Origin of the sequence: Tepidibacillus sp. HK-1, from assembly GCF_001748485.2 — a bacterium.
In the GTDB taxonomy this organism is placed as follows: domain Bacteria; phylum Bacillota; class Bacilli; order Tepidibacillales; family Tepidibacillaceae; genus Tepidibacillus_B; species Tepidibacillus_B infernus.
In genome coordinates, this window is the sequence record NZ_BDGM02000016.1 from 54,099 (window position 1) to 70,882 (window position 16,784).

Annotated in this window: 15 protein-coding genes; all 15 read left to right on the plus strand. The window is 34.9% G+C overall.

Translation table 11 applies throughout. From position 1 onward, the window contains the following. Nucleotides 1-187: 187 nt before the first annotated feature. Entirely contained in the window at nucleotides 188-982 is a 795-nt protein-coding gene (locus BEN26_RS09505; RefSeq protein ID WP_255421882.1) for a spr1630 family ClpXP-sensitive toxin, read from the plus strand. Between the two features lie 37 nt (nucleotides 983-1,019). Then, on the plus strand, nucleotides 1,020-2,207 hold the full coding sequence (locus BEN26_RS09510; protein WP_069798404.1) for a spr1629 family repressor/antitoxin: 1,188 nt from the start codon (nucleotides 1,020-1,022) through the stop codon (nucleotides 2,205-2,207). Nucleotides 2,208-2,323: 116 nt separating this feature from the next. After that, nucleotides 2,324-2,593 (plus strand): hypothetical protein, encoded by a 270-nt coding sequence (locus BEN26_RS09515; RefSeq protein WP_069798405.1) that lies wholly within the window; start codon nucleotides 2,324-2,326, stop codon nucleotides 2,591-2,593. Nucleotides 2,594-2,609: 16 nt separating this feature from the next. Then, nucleotides 2,610-2,924: a hypothetical protein gene (locus BEN26_RS09520; RefSeq protein WP_069798407.1), complete on the plus strand. Its 315-nt coding sequence runs from the start codon at nucleotides 2,610-2,612 to the stop codon at nucleotides 2,922-2,924. 390 nt (nucleotides 2,925-3,314) lie between these two features. After that, the gene (locus BEN26_RS09525) at nucleotides 3,315-4,304 is read left to right on the plus strand and encodes a LacI family DNA-binding transcriptional regulator (RefSeq protein WP_069798428.1); all 990 of its coding nucleotides are present in this window, start codon (nucleotides 3,315-3,317) and stop codon (nucleotides 4,302-4,304) included. 137 nt (nucleotides 4,305-4,441) lie between these two features. Continuing rightward, complete coding sequence (locus BEN26_RS09530; protein WP_069798430.1) at nucleotides 4,442-5,845, plus strand: sucrose-specific PTS transporter subunit IIBC; 1,404 nt, start codon at nucleotides 4,442-4,444, stop codon at nucleotides 5,843-5,845. Nucleotides 5,846-5,879: 34 nt separating this feature from the next. Then, nucleotides 5,880-7,364, plus strand: coding sequence for a glycoside hydrolase family 32 protein (locus BEN26_RS09535; protein ID WP_084818747.1), 1,485 nt, complete (start codon nucleotides 5,880-5,882; stop codon nucleotides 7,362-7,364). Between the two features lie 522 nt (nucleotides 7,365-7,886). Next, on the plus strand, nucleotides 7,887-8,981 hold the full coding sequence (locus BEN26_RS09540; RefSeq protein WP_069798411.1) for a sugar ABC transporter substrate-binding protein: 1,095 nt from the start codon (nucleotides 7,887-7,889) through the stop codon (nucleotides 8,979-8,981). Between the two features lie 90 nt (nucleotides 8,982-9,071). After that, on the plus strand, nucleotides 9,072-10,592 hold the full coding sequence (locus tag BEN26_RS09545) for a sugar ABC transporter ATP-binding protein (protein ID WP_069798413.1): 1,521 nt from the start codon (nucleotides 9,072-9,074) through the stop codon (nucleotides 10,590-10,592). Between the two features lie 2 nt (nucleotides 10,593-10,594). Then, a complete protein-coding gene (locus tag BEN26_RS09550) occupies nucleotides 10,595-11,599 on the plus strand; it encodes an ABC transporter permease (protein ID WP_069798415.1) in 1,005 nt (334 codons plus the stop codon). Nucleotides 11,600-11,627: 28 nt separating this feature from the next. Continuing rightward, on the plus strand, nucleotides 11,628-12,857 hold the full coding sequence (gene mtnK / locus BEN26_RS09555; RefSeq protein ID WP_068726512.1) for an S-methyl-5-thioribose kinase: 1,230 nt from the start codon (nucleotides 11,628-11,630) through the stop codon (nucleotides 12,855-12,857). Nucleotides 12,858-12,924: 67 nt separating this feature from the next. Then, the gene (locus tag BEN26_RS09560; protein WP_069798418.1) at nucleotides 12,925-14,052 is read left to right on the plus strand and encodes an ABC transporter substrate-binding protein; all 1,128 of its coding nucleotides are present in this window, start codon (nucleotides 12,925-12,927) and stop codon (nucleotides 14,050-14,052) included. A gap of 17 nt (nucleotides 14,053-14,069) precedes the next feature. Further along, nucleotides 14,070-15,116 (plus strand): S-methyl-5-thioribose-1-phosphate isomerase, encoded by a 1,047-nt coding sequence (gene mtnA / locus BEN26_RS09565; RefSeq protein ID WP_069798420.1) that lies wholly within the window; start codon nucleotides 14,070-14,072, stop codon nucleotides 15,114-15,116. A 39-nt stretch (nucleotides 15,117-15,155) separates the two neighbouring features. Beyond that, nucleotides 15,156-15,944 (plus strand): DeoR/GlpR family DNA-binding transcription regulator, encoded by a 789-nt coding sequence (locus BEN26_RS09570; protein ID WP_068726504.1) that lies wholly within the window; start codon nucleotides 15,156-15,158, stop codon nucleotides 15,942-15,944. Between the two features lie 15 nt (nucleotides 15,945-15,959). Then, on the plus strand, nucleotides 15,960-16,601 hold the full coding sequence (locus BEN26_RS09575; RefSeq protein WP_069798422.1) for an L-fuculose-phosphate aldolase: 642 nt from the start codon (nucleotides 15,960-15,962) through the stop codon (nucleotides 16,599-16,601). The last annotated feature ends 183 nt before the right edge of the window (nucleotides 16,602-16,784 follow it).

Genomic DNA, 16,784 nt, shown 5'->3' on the forward strand with positions numbered 1-16,784 from the left:
GGGAGGTCGGCTGGTCAAATAATGGCCAGCCTCCTACCCGATTCTATCAAAACATTTAATGAAAAAACGGATTTGCATCTGTTTGTCCGATAACCAATTCCACTTTAATTTTTATCAATAATTATCATTTTTTATTTAAAAATTATTTGAGTTAGTATAAAATACAAATGGAAGAGTAAAAATAGAAATGAGGGATAAAATGAAAGAATATCAATTAGGCAAGCAAGTTAGCCAAAGAATTGTCGATGGAATATTGCAGGGATATAAAAATTACATTCAAGAACGAATTGAGAAAAGTCAACAAATGAAAATAAGTAGCGCTTATGCATGGGTAAAGGGAAATCATATAGATGATCAAACAGCGATTAAATGTGAGGAAATTGGTATTAAATTCAATAAGGCTAGAGCTGGATATACATGGGGATACCTACAATTTATTGATGAAAATGAGAGTTCTATGTACATCATTAGAAATAGTAGGTATTTTGATGAAGAAAATTTCTCAAAGGGAAGAAAAGTTACTGGTGAGAGAAATAGAGACCAGGAAAATGAGAACTATTTAAAAAAGTTATCAAAAATCAATCAAAATATACAATTTCCAACTGAACCAACTCTGTTTATGGATGAAACTGACGTTCATAAAAGCATGACTCTCTTCGATGATGCAGTTATGAAATCTCTTCTAGATTCGGATGTGGCTAAATTACAACAGGAATTTAATAAATTTTATATTATTACGTATGAAATTGACCAAGCTAATATGATTGCTAGTATTAAGGTTTGGCTCCCTAATCCTGAAAATGATAAGGCCTACTTGGTAGAAGACTTAACTGATTTAATTAACACTAGTTCTGTAGACCTTACAGATTTGGATACATCTGTACTTGAGAATGATCAATTAGAGTTTAACAATGAAGCTACAAACGCAATTGATTATGATATATTCCACGAGGATGATCTTTCTAAAGAAGATAAAAAATAACAAATGTTGTTGTCTCAATATTTAGGAGGTAGATTATATGTTTGTTGGTAATACCTTATCCAACATTCGAATTCTTCATGGTTATACAAGGAAACAGCTTGCTGAGTTACTTAATATTACTGAGCAGGCCGTTTGGCAATATGAAAACGGATATATGTCTCCTAAAATGGAAATTGTGAATGAATTAAAGAAAATTTTTAGTGTAAAAAGTAGATATTTTTATAACGAAGATTTATTGAGTAAGAATAATGATATAAAAATTAATCAAAACCATATTGCATACAGAGCCACTACAATTAACAGTGTTCAAAAAACACAATTTGAAGCTAAACATGTTGAATTTGTTGATGCATTTTTGAGATTAGTTGAAAAAAAGATACATTATCCCAAAAATGAAATAGTTCAACTTAGAGAAAAAGCAATAGAAATAATGAATGATGATGGTTTCGAAAGGAAAGAAAATATTAAACGTATAGCTAACTATGCTAGAGAGTTTCTAGATTTAAACAATAAGGGGAATGGTAGTTTACTATTTATGCTTGAAAAGAAAGGCGCTTTCGTATATGAAAAAGCAATAGGTGAAAAGATAGATGCATACAGTGTTTGGTCAGACAACGGAAAGCCATATATTATTCTTGGCAATATAAAAAAATCTGCTGTAAGACGTAATTTTGACCTTGCACATGAATTAGGACATTTATTGTTACATTATAAGGTTGAGTTTGGGGTACTAGATAAAATGTCATATCGTGAATATGAAAATGAAGCAAATTTGTTTGCTTCAATATTCTTATTACCTGAAGAGGAATTCATTAACGATTTTAATTGTTTAGCAAAGAAATCTAATCCCGATTCTTATTTAGATCTGAAAAAAAAGTGGCTTGTTTCTATACAAGCACTTGCTCATCGAGCATATTCTTTAGGATTAATAAATTATCAACAATATAGGTATTTCAACATAATGATTAATAAAAACGGATATAAAGTTAATGAACCGTTAGATAGTGAAATCAAGATTATTAAACCAGGAAAAATTAAAAGTATTTTGCAACTTTTATTTGAGAAGGACCATCTGTCGTTAAATACACTATTAGATACTCTTATGGTCGATACTAAATTTTTAACTAAGATACTTGGAATTGAGGAAACCTTTTTTGAGAATTATTCAGAACGGAAATTTAGACAATTTACACTTTCTGATTTAAAGGTGAAAAGCCATATGTAATAGAAGTATATATAAAAGTTAACGAAAGTAATTTTTTAAATTTAGATACTCGAAATGGATTAGAAAGGTTAGAAAAACACTTAGACCAACTTGAAAAAGAAGGACTAAATATATATTTGGAGAATCAGGAACATAATGTACCTAAAAAAGTAAGAAGTTATATTCTGTCTTTATTACCTGAAAATATTTGGGTGATTCAAAGAACATTTCAAGTTGAATCAAAACATTTCGATAAAAATTTAAGATTAAAGGAAATGGAATTAAGTCTTCTAGGTACTCAAATTTGTGTACGTAACAATACAGTTATTGAACAAAATAGTATTCAAGCTCATGAAGTTAAATTAGAAATAAATAAACCGTACAGGAAAAAACCGAGGTACTTATGAAAGGAGGAATAATTAAATGAGTTCACAAATTAATAGGCAAAAGGCATTGAATTTAGCTCGCGAATATGGTCTAAGTGTGTCTTTTGATAATACTAATCCTGGTGTTGAGGTATATGTGAATAATATTATAGAACATCACAAATTTAAAAGTTTTTTTCCTGAATTTAATAATTCTATTAACGGAATTAATTTTATAACAAAAGATACCAGTGAACTTAAAAGTATTGCAAAAGAAATGAATATTGTATTTAAAAAAGCGACTACAACAATAATCATCAATAGTAATCAGATAGATTTATATAAAAATGAAAAATGGTCTGGAGCCGCATAACACGTAAAAATTTTTACGTAAGACCATTAACTGATATCAGCTAATGGTCTTTTTAATGGGGTGCGCAGGGCGCAAAGTAGTAGGTGTAAGACCGATACGGGAGCTTGTAGTGCCTTAAGATACACGAACTACGTTTGAGCCTGATCCTTGTGGGTGAGCTTGCGTACCAAAACAAAGCCTAATAAGGATCAGAAACAAGGAGAGTAAATGTAGCTGATAATGGATACAGAAGCATATCAAATGTTGTTTTCTCATGTTATAGATAATGTGATAAAATAAAAAAATGGAATGATAGTAAGGTGTTTGCCAATCAATGAATTGGCAAAACGACTGGTTTATATCGATGTGGTAGTTTGTATTGAAAATAAAATGAAGAAAAGGATGAACAAATTGATTACGATCAATGAAATTGCTAAATTAGCCAATGTTTCCCGAACCACTGTTTCCCGAGTGTTAAATAATTCTGGTTATGTAAGCGATGAAGCCAGAACAAGAGTTTTAAAAGTGATTAAAGAAACCGGCTACATTCCCAGCCACCAAGCAAAATCATTGAGAACGAAGCAAACAAAAGTTATCGGCGTCATTTTACCAAAAATCAGTACAGATACTTCTAGCCGCATTGTATCAGGGATGGATGAAGTTTTTTCAGAAAAAGGCTATCAAATATTATTAGCGAATACAAATTTAAAAAACGAAAAAGAAATCGAATATTTAAATTTGTTAAAAAGTAGACGTGTCGATGGGATTATTTTGTTAGCCACAAATATTAATGAAAATTTGGTAAATGAAATCAAACATATCAATATTCCATTCGTTGCAGTTGGTCAAGAAATTCTACATTGCTCCTATATTGTTCATGATGATTATAACGCTGCTAAAACGATCACAAATATATTGATTGAAAAAGGGCGAAAAAATATTGCTTTTATCGGAGTTTATGAATTAGACTATTCAGTTGGAGTTTTAAGAAAACAAGGCTATTATGATGCATTAAAAGAAAACGGTTTGCCTATCCAGCCTTCTTATATATCCATTCGTGATTTTAAGCTAGAATCAGGGTATAAGGCGATGGAAGAAATAGCAAAAAACAATAATGTTTTTCCTGATGGGGTGTTTGCGGCAACCCATCGTTTAGCAATCGGTGCCATGCAATATTTAAAAGAAAAAAACATGAAAATCCCTGATGAAATTAGTGTGGCAGGCATCGGTGATTCGGATCTATCGAAAATCTACTCCCCTGCATTGACAACGATCGATTTAGAATATGAAGAGGCAGGGAGAAAGGCAGCAAAAATTCTTCTTTGGCAGATTGAAGGAAAAAAGGTTCATGAACAAAAAATCACGTTAGGGTATAGACTGATTGAAAGAGATAGTATATAATTAAAATGATGAAATCGATTTCATATAAATTAGAAATTGATTTCATCTAAAAAATGCTCAATATGGAATCGATTCCTCATTTTTACCAAAACGTCTAAATCAAAATATTTGTTAATGATGTGGGAGTGTGAAAAATGATGTCGGATAATAAACAAATTGCTAAAGAAATTTTTGCGGCAGTTGGCGGAAACGAAAATGTAATTTCTGCTGCCCATTGCGCCACACGTTTAAGACTTTTGATTAAAGACAAAGAGAAAATTGATCAAGAGAAAGTAGAAAATATTTCCAAAGTGAAGGGAGCATTTTTTAATTCTGGTCAATACCAAATTATTTTAGGAACTGGGACAGTCAATCGAATATATGATGAAGTGATCAAATTAGGTGTAAGCGGCAAAACGAAATCTGAACAAAGCAGCGAGGCTGCAAAAAGCGGGAACGCGTTTCAGCGGGCAATTAGGACATTTGGGGATGTTTTTGTGCCAATTATTCCAGCACTGGTTGCTACTGGATTGTTTATGGGGCTGCGTGGTTTAGTCATGCAAAAACAAATATTAGCTTTATTCGGGTTATCCCCGGCTGATATTCCGGAAAATTTCGTTTTATTTACCCAAGTTCTAACTGATACAGCATTTATATTTTTGCCGGCATTAGTTGCTTGGTCAACATTTCGCGTATTTGGCGGCACACCTTTGATCGGTCTCGTTTTAGGCCTTATGTTGGTTAGTCCTTCCCTTCCTAACGCATGGGGAGTTGCAGGAGGCGATATCGAACCAATTAAATATTTTGGTTTTATTCCGGTAGTAGGTTATCAAGGATCGGTTCTGCCTGCTTTTATTGCCGGCATTATCGGAGCAAAATTAGAACAAAACATACGTAAACGCGTTCCAGAAGTGTTAGACTTAATTTTGACTCCATTTTTAACGCTATTAATCATGATCACTTTGGCGCTGTTTGTTATTGGGCCTATTTTTCATATTGCGGAAGAATATATTTTGGCTGCAACGGTATTCCTTTTATCCCTTCCATTTGGCCTTAGTGGATTAATTATCGGCGCATTGAATCAGATTATCGTTGTGACGGGTGTACATCATATATTTAACATGCTGGAAATTCAATTATTGGAACAATTTAAAAGTAATCCTTATAATGCCATCATTACTAGTTCAGTTGCGGCACAGGGTGGTGCAGCTTTGGCAATAGGACTGAAAACGAAATCGTCTAAATTGAAGGCCTTATCATTGTCTTCGTCATTATCCGCTTTTTTGGGAATAACAGAACCAGCGATTTTTGGTGTAAATCTTCGTTATATCAAACCTTTTGCAATGGGGTTAATCGGCGGTGGAGTCGGAGGGTTTTTAGCATCAATGCTTGGTCTAAAAGCTACTGGGATGGCTATAACCGTTATTCCAGGAACATTGCTTTATTTAAACGGGCAAATTCTCCCATATATTTTAGTTAATTTAACCGCAATAGGAACAGCCTTTATACTAACTTGGTTATTTGGATTTTCTGACAAAATGCTGGCGGAAAACAAGAAATAAATTTGTATGAGTTTTGAACGATCGGAACAGGAGTATGTCAATGACAAAGGAATTGCAATTGCTAGAAAAAATAAATAAATTAAAAAGCAAAAATAAAGTATATACTCATGATCCTTATCGACTATGTTATCATTTATCGCCTCCATTTGGGCTGATGAATGACCCCAATGGCCTTATATACTTTCATGGACGATATCACGTTTTCTATCAATGGAATCCGTTCGAAACGAATCATGGAATAAAGTTCTGGGGGCATTTTTCCTCAACGGATTTATTGCATTGGGAAGAACAACCTCCTGCTTTAGTACCAAGTGAATGGTACGATAAAAATGGCTGTTACTCAGGTTCTGCTATCGAACATAATGATAAGATGTACCTTTTTTATACAGGAAATGTAAAAAATCAAAATGGTGAACGAGAATCATATCAATGTTTAGCTGTATCCGAAGATGGAATCCATTTTGAAAAAAAAGGACCGATCCTCAACGTCCCAAAAGGATATACCCCTCATTTCCGCGACCCAAAAGTTTGGAGACAGAACGGGTGTTGGTATATGGTTATTGGTGGCCAAAGCAATTCTTTAAATGGAAAAGCGGTTTTATTTTCCTCAACGGATTTATACCATTGGGAAATGTTGGGTCCTATTGCAGGAAGCAATTGGAATGGTTTAGGTGAATTTGGTTATATGTGGGAATGTCCAGATTTATTCCAATCTCAAGGGAAAGATATCCTTGTGTTTAGCCCTCAAGGGTTAGAACCTCAAGGATTGAATTACAAAAACCTATATCAATCGGGTTATTTTGTCGGCCATTGGCTTCCTGATACAAACCATTATGAACATGGAGAATTTACGGAATTGGATCGCGGCTTTGATTTTTATGCACCGCAAACTTTCGTAGATCACCATAATAGAAGAATAATGATCGCTTGGATGGGGATGGGGGATGATAATGAACGATATCATCCAACTATTGAAAAAGGCTGGATTCACGCGTTAACTATTCCTAGAGAAATTAAAGTCATTGGCGATCATTTATATCAAATGCCAATTAAAGAGCTGGAAAAATTAAGAAGTGGCAAACCGATCATTATAAATCTTGTTTTAAACAATGAAAACGATGAATACTTTATGATGATACAGCCACAATCAGAAATAACGATAAATGTGCATTCATTAACAAATGGACGGTTAGAAATTATGATTCGCAACAATATTAAATTATGCTACGACAAAAATAAAAATTTATTCATCATGGAGAGAAAAAAATTTGACGGCAGCGGGTTGGAAAGCAGGCAATGCATGGTAAATCAGCTGCGTAAATTACACATGTATCTCGATTCGTCATCTATTGAAATTTTCATAAATGACGGGGAAGAAGTTTTTACAGCGCGGTTTTTTGCCGATTCGGAAGATAAGACGTTTCGCATTTCATCGAAAGCGGAAGCTTTTATGCATTTGCAATTCCATTCATTGCTAGCTGCTTGTCAAGACCAGAAGACTTTTGATCCACTTTGTTAATTTACGATTAGACTTCTGAATGACATCTTCAAGTAATTTTAAAGAATATATCATGAAAAGACAGTCGTGGTATGGCTAACTAACCTAGCCAGGTAATGAATCCCTTTTTAAATCCAGCTTTTCTCAAGTAGTGTGTAATACATTTAATTTGAATTTACAATAAGACCATTGACTGAAAAAATCAGTTGGTGGTTTTTTTATGTAAAATCAATATGTAAGCGCTTTAAAATTTTAGAAAAACAATGAAAACATAATCAAAACAACTTAAAACTAGCTTAAATGTAGCAAAAACATCGGAAATTTAAAATTGTATATAATATTATGAATGTTTATAATTGATTTAAATATGTTAGAAATAAACATAATTAAACACAACTTTATATTAAATGAATGCAAAATATGTTAAAAACAAACATAATCTGTAAAACAATTTTTTAGAAAGAAAGGAGTGAAAAGTATATAACAATAAAAATATCAAGCTAAGATTAGAACAAATCAAAAATCAGAAGGGGGTAAAAGTAAATGAAAAAAATTCTTGTTCTGTTGATTTCAATCATGTTAGTTCTAACAGCTTGTGGTACAAACTCACAAACATCAAATGTACCGGCAGAAAAAATTGAAGGGGTACCTGATGGAGTTCAAGGGGGCAAAAAGGTTGCTGTTATTCGTAACCTTCCATCTGACGACCACACGAAACAATTTTTAGATGGGGCTAGAAGTGAAGGAGAATCGTTTGGTTTTAAGGTTGATACTTTTATTGCGGACAATGATGATGCAAAGTTTCAAGAATTAGTAGCCCAAGCTATTCAAAAGGGTTATGATGGGCTTGTCATTTCCCATGGAAAAAAAGATTATTCTTACGATATGTTAAAACCAGCGATTGACAAAGGAATTAAAGTTGTAACATTTGATACTGTCATTGATAAAAATGGACAGGGTATTCCAGAGATCACCACGACTTTCCAAGACGATTTTAAACTTGCTGAGCTTTCCCTAAATGAAATTGCAGCACTCTCAAAAGATGGTCAACCAGTTAAAGTGATAAAACTTTGGTTTGGCCCAGGAGTTCCCCCACTTGATAGACGGGAAACCATTTACCAAAAATTTGAGCAGGAAAATAAAATTAAGACACTTGAGATTATTGGACCTACCAATTTTCAGGATGTTCAAGGAGATATTGCTGCTAAGGTGAGTGCAGTACTCGCTAAATATCCTCCAGGTACAGTTGATGTGATTTGGGGTTCTTGGGACGAAATGGCTAAAGGTGGATTCAAAGCCATGAAGGACAATAATCGAATGGATATAAAACTAATCTCTATTGATATTTCTAATCAGGATATTAACCTAATGAGAGAAGAAGGAAGTACATGGATTGCTACTGCAGCTGTTGATCCACGCCTTATTGGTATTGTTGATATGAGACTTTTAGCTAAGAAGTTTGCTGGTGAAGAGACTCCAGATACTTATGACCTTGAAGCAAAACTGATTAAGAAGGATCAATTAAAGTCAGATACCAATATGACAAATCTCAATCTAGTGGTTGATGGTTGGGGAAAATCTGATGCCTTTAATGAACCATGGATGGATACTCTTCGCGCTAATTTTGCAAAAAAATAGATAAATAACGAGAGAGGAGGGAGTAATAATCCAATTTCCTCTCTTTTCTTAGCATTTTTAGTTTTACTTTATCTAGACGGGGTGGAAAACATGGAACAACCGAAACGATTCAAAATAGTAATGAAAGATATTTCTATCGAATTCCCTGGTGTAAAGGCTCTTTCAAACGTTCATTTTGATGTGGAAACTGGACGGATACATGCATTAGTAGGTGCGAACGGAGCTGGTAAATCAACTCTAATGAAAGTGCTTTCAGGAGCTTACGATCATTACACAGGAAGTATCTATATTGACGACAATGAGGTCAACATACGTTCTCCACGCGATGCAAAGGAATTAGGGATCGATATTGTTTATCAAGAAGTGGACACAGCGCTGATTCCATATCTTAATGTAGCAGAAAACATTATGCTTGATATCCTTGTTAATCAGATGAAAGGAAAGCAGTTTGTTAATTGGAAAGAAATACACAAAAAAGCTCGTAAAGTATTGGAACGTCTACATATTCAGATTGATACACACACATTGGTTCAAGATTTAAATCTTGCCCAAAAACAAATAGTATTAATTGCCCGTGCGATTGCTGAGGAACGTAGATTTCTCATTCTCGATGAACCAACGGCACCGTTAAGTTCTCGGGAGACTGAAGAACTTTTCCGCATTATTCGAGACCTTGCATACAATCACAACGTTGGTGTCATCTTTATTTCTCATCGGCTGCCTGAGCTATTTGAAATATGTGAAGAAATCACTGTAATGAGAGATGGACAGCTCGTTACTCGGCGAAAAATGGAGGGTTTAACGGCTAAACAGGTTGTCGAATTAATGCTAGGCAGAAAATTTGATGAGAATTACCAAAAACATAAAGTGAATATAGGTGAGAAGTTTTTTGAAGTGAAGAATCTTAGCGAAAAAGATAATGCAGTTAAGAATATAAACATGTACGTCCGATCAGGGGAAATTGTGGGTATTGCTGGATTGGTAGGGGCAGGTAAGACTGAATTTTGCAAAACGATCTTTGGAGCATTACCTATTCATGAAGGAGAAATATGGTTAAGGGGTAAGAAATTAAATATTCATACTCCCTATTCAGCAGTAAAGCAAGGTTTAGCCTTAGTGCCAGAAGAAAGGCGTAAAGAAGGAGTATTGGTTGAGGAACCAGTATACAGTAACCTTACGGCAGCAAGCCTTTCAGATTTTAGTAGTCCCCTTGGGTTCCTAAAACCAAGAGTCGAACACGAAGCTGCAAAAAAAATGATTCTTGATCTAGGGATAAAAACGCCACACGAAAATCAGAAAGTGGCCTATCTTTCAGGGGGAAACCAACAAAAAGTTGCCGTCGGTAAATGGCTAATGGCTAATGCCGATGTATACATATTTGATGAACCGACAAAAGGTGTTGATGTTGGTGCCAAGCATGATATCTTTGAACTGATTGGTCGTATGGTAAGTGCCAATAAAGGGGTTATTTATGCTTCCAGCGAGTTATCAGAAATACTAGCGATCACGGATAGAATTTATGTTATGTATGATGGAATGATTGTGAAGGAGCTTCTTACTTCTGAAACAAACGAAGAGGAAATACTCTTTTACTCAACAGGGGGTAATTGATCATGCAAGTAAAAATAGAAAAAACAAAAGAACGTGAGATGAAGGGACTTACTAACTTTTTAAATTTTATTAATAAATGGGGTACGGTAATAGCAGTCTTTATTCTTATACTATTCTTCACAATAACCATGCCTCAATTTATAGCAACTTCAAACCTTTTAACAATCCTTCGGAGTATTTCTATTGTAACGGTAATTGCAATTGGTTTAACGATTGCTTTGACAGTAAATGGATTGGATTTGTCGATTGGTTCTGCTGCGACCTTTTCTAATTCATTGATTGTATCTTTCTTTGTATGGCATAGCATGTCCACGTTTACCTCTATGTTCATCGCAATATTGATAACTCTAACAGTAGCTGCACTTAATGCAATTTTAATTGTAAAAGTAAAAATACCAGATATGCTAGCAACTTTATCTACCATGTTTATTTTTGAAGGGGTTGCTATGACCTATACTGGTGGGGGTTCGATTAGTGAGGGCATGCCAAGACTAGATGGAACTCCAACAGTTGGTACTCTACCATTAATTTTTGAGAAGATCGGGCAAGCACCATATATCATCATCATCATGCTAGTTGTTGTAGTTATTGTGCATATCTTCCTAAACCATACCAAGCATGGACGCTACCTTTATGTAGTAGGAGGGAATATGGAGGCCGCTCGTTTATCTGGGATTCCAGTAGATCGTTATCGAACCATCGCCTACTTGTTATCTACCTTCTTTGCTGCGCTTGGTGGGATTATGATCGCATCCAGAATTGGTTCTGCACAGATCAATGCTGGTTCTGGTTATCTAATGCCAGCTGTTGCTGCAGCGTTTATTGGATCTTCCTTTGGTGGTTCAGGTAAGCCGAACGCTATTGGAACTTTTGTTGGGGCAGTATTAGTTGGTGTTCTAGAGAATGGTCTTGTAATGATGTCAGTTCCGTATTACTCATTAAACATCGTAAAAGGTATAGTACTTGCCCTTGCCCTTGCATCAACCTATTTCCGCAAAAGAAACTAAAAATTCTGATGGAGAGGAGAAATGTTTTATGTCTAAGTTCAACACTTACTTCTTAATGAAGCCAACAGATGTTATTGAATATGTGAAGGAGAAACTAGATTTATTTGAACCAGAAGCTGATTTAGACTGTAAGGAAATCGGTGATGGGAATTTGAACTACGTCTTCCGTGTATGGGATAAGAATACAAATCAATCAGTTATCGTAAAACAGGCTGGAGAGACTGCTCGTATTTCCGATGATTTTAAACTTTCCACAGACCGTAATAAAATTGAATCAGATGTGCTTCAATTAGAAGGGAAATTAGCCCCTGGACTTGTCCCTGTGGTTTACAAATACGATGAGATCATGAATTGCAGTGCTATGGAAGATCTATCAGATCATGTGATCATGCGCCAAGCTCTTATTGAACATAAAAAATTTCCTCTTTTTGCAGATCATGTCACCACATTTATGGTCAATACACTACTATTAACCACTGACGTTGTTCTAGAGCATAAGGAAAAGAAAGCGTTGGTAAAAAACTATATAAATCCGGATCTTTGTGAAATTACAGAGGATCTGGTATATACAGAACCTTTTAATGATTATAAGGGACGTAATGATGTATTTCCACCTAATCTTGAATGGGTGAGAAGAGAACTCTATGAAGATCAGGAACTTCGTTTGGAAGTAGCCAAACTCAAATTTGAATTTATGACCAATGCCCAAGCACTTTTACATGGGGATCTACATACAGGATCTATTTTTATCAAACCTGACTCTACCAAGGTGATCGATCCTGAATTCGCTTTCTATGGTCCAATTGGCTACGATGTCGGTAACGTAATAGCTAATCTAATCTTCGCATGGGTGAATGCAGATGCCACCATAAATGATGTAGCTGAACGAGAAGATTATACAGTTTGGCTAGAAAAGACCATTGTTGATATTGTGAACATGTTTAATGAGAAATTCCTTAAAGCTTGGGAAGAAAACGTCTCAGAAGTTCTTGCCAAAGAAGAGGGTTTCGATAAATGGTACCTTGGAACTGTACTTCGTGATACTGCTGCTGTAACAGGTCTTGAGTTATCTCGTCGAATTGTAGGTCTTGCCCATGTTAAAGATATTACTTCAATTTCAGATAAAAATGCTAGGTTAAGAGCAGAGCGAATATGTCTCACTGCTGCTAAGGATTATATTAAAAAACGAGAGAGCTTTAAAACAGGTGAAGACTTTTTAGCAACTTTAAGAGAAGCTGTAAACAGGTTCCCTCGTTAAAAGAAATGATCTTGTTTATATATCAATAATAACTGTCCAATTCAAGTGTAAGGATGAAGGTGAAGTCATGAAACAAATCAAAATCCTAGCCGTAAATGATCCCGCAGTTTATGCCTATGTACGTGAAACAGAAAATGCAATCACGAAAACATGGGAAGAGGCAAACCAAGTAAAAGTAATCATTGATATTATTGATTGGGATCAATATAAAAATACTTTGGATGTTGCATTGAAAAATAGAGAAGGAAATTATGATATTATGATGAATCCAGGGAATTTTTGGCTTCCTGAATTGGTAGAGAAGCAGCTTATTATTCCCTTGGATGAATATTTGGATGATTATGATCTAAACGGAATTATAGAAAGTGTTCAAGACGAAATGAAATATAACGACCATATCTATATGATCCCTTCTTTTTCAGATGGACACCTATTATTCTATCGAAAAGATCGATTTGAAGAGAAAGGGATCAAGATAAACAAAAAAACGGTGTCCATTCCTGAAATAAAAGATTTAGTAGAAAAGTATTCAAATAATAAACCGGTAATTGCCTTAAAATCGGATGTAACTGAAATATTACTAGATTTCTTACCCTTTTTATGGGAAAGAGGAGTGGAATTGTTAGATCAACCACCATTTTTCTCTGATGAAAAGAAAACAATCTTAGCGTTGGAAGACTATTTATCTTTTAAACCGTATTGTCCACAACAAGTTGAAAACTACGGAAACCTGCAAGTGAAGGAAGCTATTCAGAGAGGTGAAGTTGTCATAGGAGTTTCTTGGGGAGGGCAAGCGGCAGCTATCTTAAATCCTAATGAAAATCCATATTTTGACCAAATCGGATTTATGACTTATCAATATCCTTTTAATACCACATGGGGATTTGTAGTTGCAGCAAATAGTGCGAATAAAGATATAGCTATTTCATATCTCAAATATATATCAAACCAAGAAAATGATAAATTAGTAGGTAGAGTGAGTGGAGGACCTGTAAGAAAAACAACTTACCAAGATAAGAATGAAATACAATTTTGCCATTGGTATGAGGTTCAATATCACATGCTAATCAATGCGAAACATGTTCCGAAATCAGTTCATTTTGCGAAGGCTTCATCAAGTCTATATACTTTATTACATCGTTTATTTAAACAGGAAATCACTCCTAACGAAATGATGGAACTGTTAAAAGCTTAATAATAGGAGGAGAAACCATGGAGCAAATTAAATCGATTCAATGGGAAAATGAGAAATTAATTTTATTAGATCAAACCCTTTTACCTAATGAAATCGCTTATGAAGAATTTGAAACAGCAGAAAGTGTATGGGATGCAATTAAAGTGATGAAAGTAAGAGGAGCACCGGCGATTGGTGTTGCAGCAGCCTATGGTTTATATTTAGGAATTAAAAACGCTCCAGAAGACAGTTTTGAGGACTTTTATAAAGTTCTAAAAGAAAAGGCAGATTATCTAGCCACATCAAGGCCGACAGCAGTAAACTTATTCTGGGCACTAGAACGAATGGAAAATAAAGCTCTTGAAAATAAAGAGTTGCAAGTGGCACAAATCAAAGAATTGTTGCATCAAGAAGCAGTTGAAATTCATAAGGAAGATGAGGAAATCAATAGAAAAATAGGAGAGAATTTGTTAACATTATTAAAGGATGAAATGGGAATTTTAACCCACTGTAATGCAGGAGCCTTAGCTACAACCAAATACGGGACAGCAACAGCACCTATGTACTTAGCTAAGGAAAAAGGTTGGAACTTAAAAGTCTTTTCCGATGAAACAAGGCCAAGGCTACAAGGGTCTACTTTGACAGCTTTTGAATTGCAACAAGCAGGAATTGATGTCACTGTCATTACTGATAATATGGCTGCCATGGTGATGTCTCAAGGGAAGATTGATGCAGTTATCGTAGGCTGTGATCGAATTGCTGCTAACGGGGATACAGCCAATAAAATTGGAACATTAGGAGTGTCTATTTTAGCCAAACATTATAACATCCCATTTTATGTTGCAGCACCAACTCCTACGATCGATATGAAAACCGAAACAGGAAAAGATATTCCAATTGAAGAAAGGGATTCATTGGAAATTACCAACAGATTCGGTGTACCTACAGCACCAAAAGATGTAAAAACATACAATCCAGCATTTGATGTAACTCCACATGAAAACATCACTGCAATTGTCACAGAAAAAGGAATTGTCTACCCACCTTACGCAGATAATTTGAAAAAACTATTCGACCAAAAATAACACAAAAACATTTCAATAAGAAGGATAAGGATCATTAAAATGACTGAATTACCTGATATCAGAAGAAAAAAAATCATAGAATTCCTATGGGAACATGACTACGCTGATGTAACTTCCTTAAGTAGTTTATTTAATGTCTCTGAAATGACCATCAGAAGAGATCTAGAAAAACTAGAGAGAGATGGAGACATTGTTCGTGTATACGGTGGAGCAAAAATTAAAATAAACAGCCCTTATGAAGCAACCGTCGAAGAAAGATTAAATACTAATAAGAAAGAAAAAATGGCAATCGCTAGAAAAGCAGCAGAACTGATTGAAGATGGTGATGTGATTGCATTTGATGCAAGTACAACTGCCCTCGAGGTAAGTAAATTAATCAAAGATCGGCAAAGACTCACAGTGATCACCAATAACATCAGTATAGCTATTGAACTATCTACCGCTACTCATATCACAACGATGTTACTTGGAGGTTCGCTAAGAGGGACATCTCTATCATTAGTAGGCGCCACGATAAGAAAGTGTTTAGAAGGAATCTATATCGATAAAGCCTTTATTTCAAGTAGAGCATTGAATTTTCAAGAAGGATTAACCGATATCACCATTGAAGAGGGAGAAGCTAAACAAGCCTTAATTGAAAAGGCTAATAAAGTGATTGTCATTGCAGACCATACAAAACTAGATAAATTATCCTTTTTCCAAGTTTGTGGGAAAGAAAGATTTAATACCATTATTACTGATAGATTTGAACCATTAACAAAAGAACAAGATCTAACGATAGAAGCGTTTCGCGAATACGGAATAGAAGTAATTGTAGCTGACAATTAAGGGGGATTAGATATCTTGTTATTAAAACAAGAAAGAGAACTCATTGTAGAATATGGGAAAAAGTTGATAACGAGTGGTCTCACAAAAGGCACGGGTGGAAATATAAGTATCTATAACCGAGATTTTAATTTAATGGCCATTAGTCCAAGTGGATTAGATTATTTTGAAATTTTGCCAGAGGATATTGTTGTTTTAAATTTAAATGGAGAAGTAGTGGATGGAATAAGAAAACCATCGAGTGAACTGGAAATGCATAGTATTTTTTATAGAAAAAGAGAAGATATCAATGCAATTGTTCACACCCACTCTCCATTTGCAACAACTATCTCAGCTTTAAATTGGAATTTACCTGCTGTTTCCTATTTAGTAGCCTATGCAGGTCCGAATGTAAGATGTGCCAAATATGCTACTTTTGGTACAAAAGAATTGGCCGAAAATGCATTTGAAGCAATGAAAGATCGAAAAGCGGTCTTACTTGCTAATCATGGTTTACTTGCAGGAGCGCATGATTTAATCAATGCTTTTAATATCGCTGAAGAAATTGAATTCAGTGCAGAAATCTATTATCGCGCCAAAAGTATTGGTAATCCAGTCATCTTATCTGATGAAGAAATGGAAGTCATGTTAGAAAAGTTCAAAACCTACGGACAAAGATAAAATCTAAATAATGAGAAAAGAGCACCTATCTTTCATAATAAAAGAAGGTGCTCTTTTAGTGCGCCACGCATGGCGATTAACTAGACGGTGAAAGTCCGTTATGGGGGTATGTAGCAACCAACCATTAGCCTAAGGCAAGGGTGTCCATCGTGAGGTGGAATCTGAAGGAAGCCGGCGGCAAAG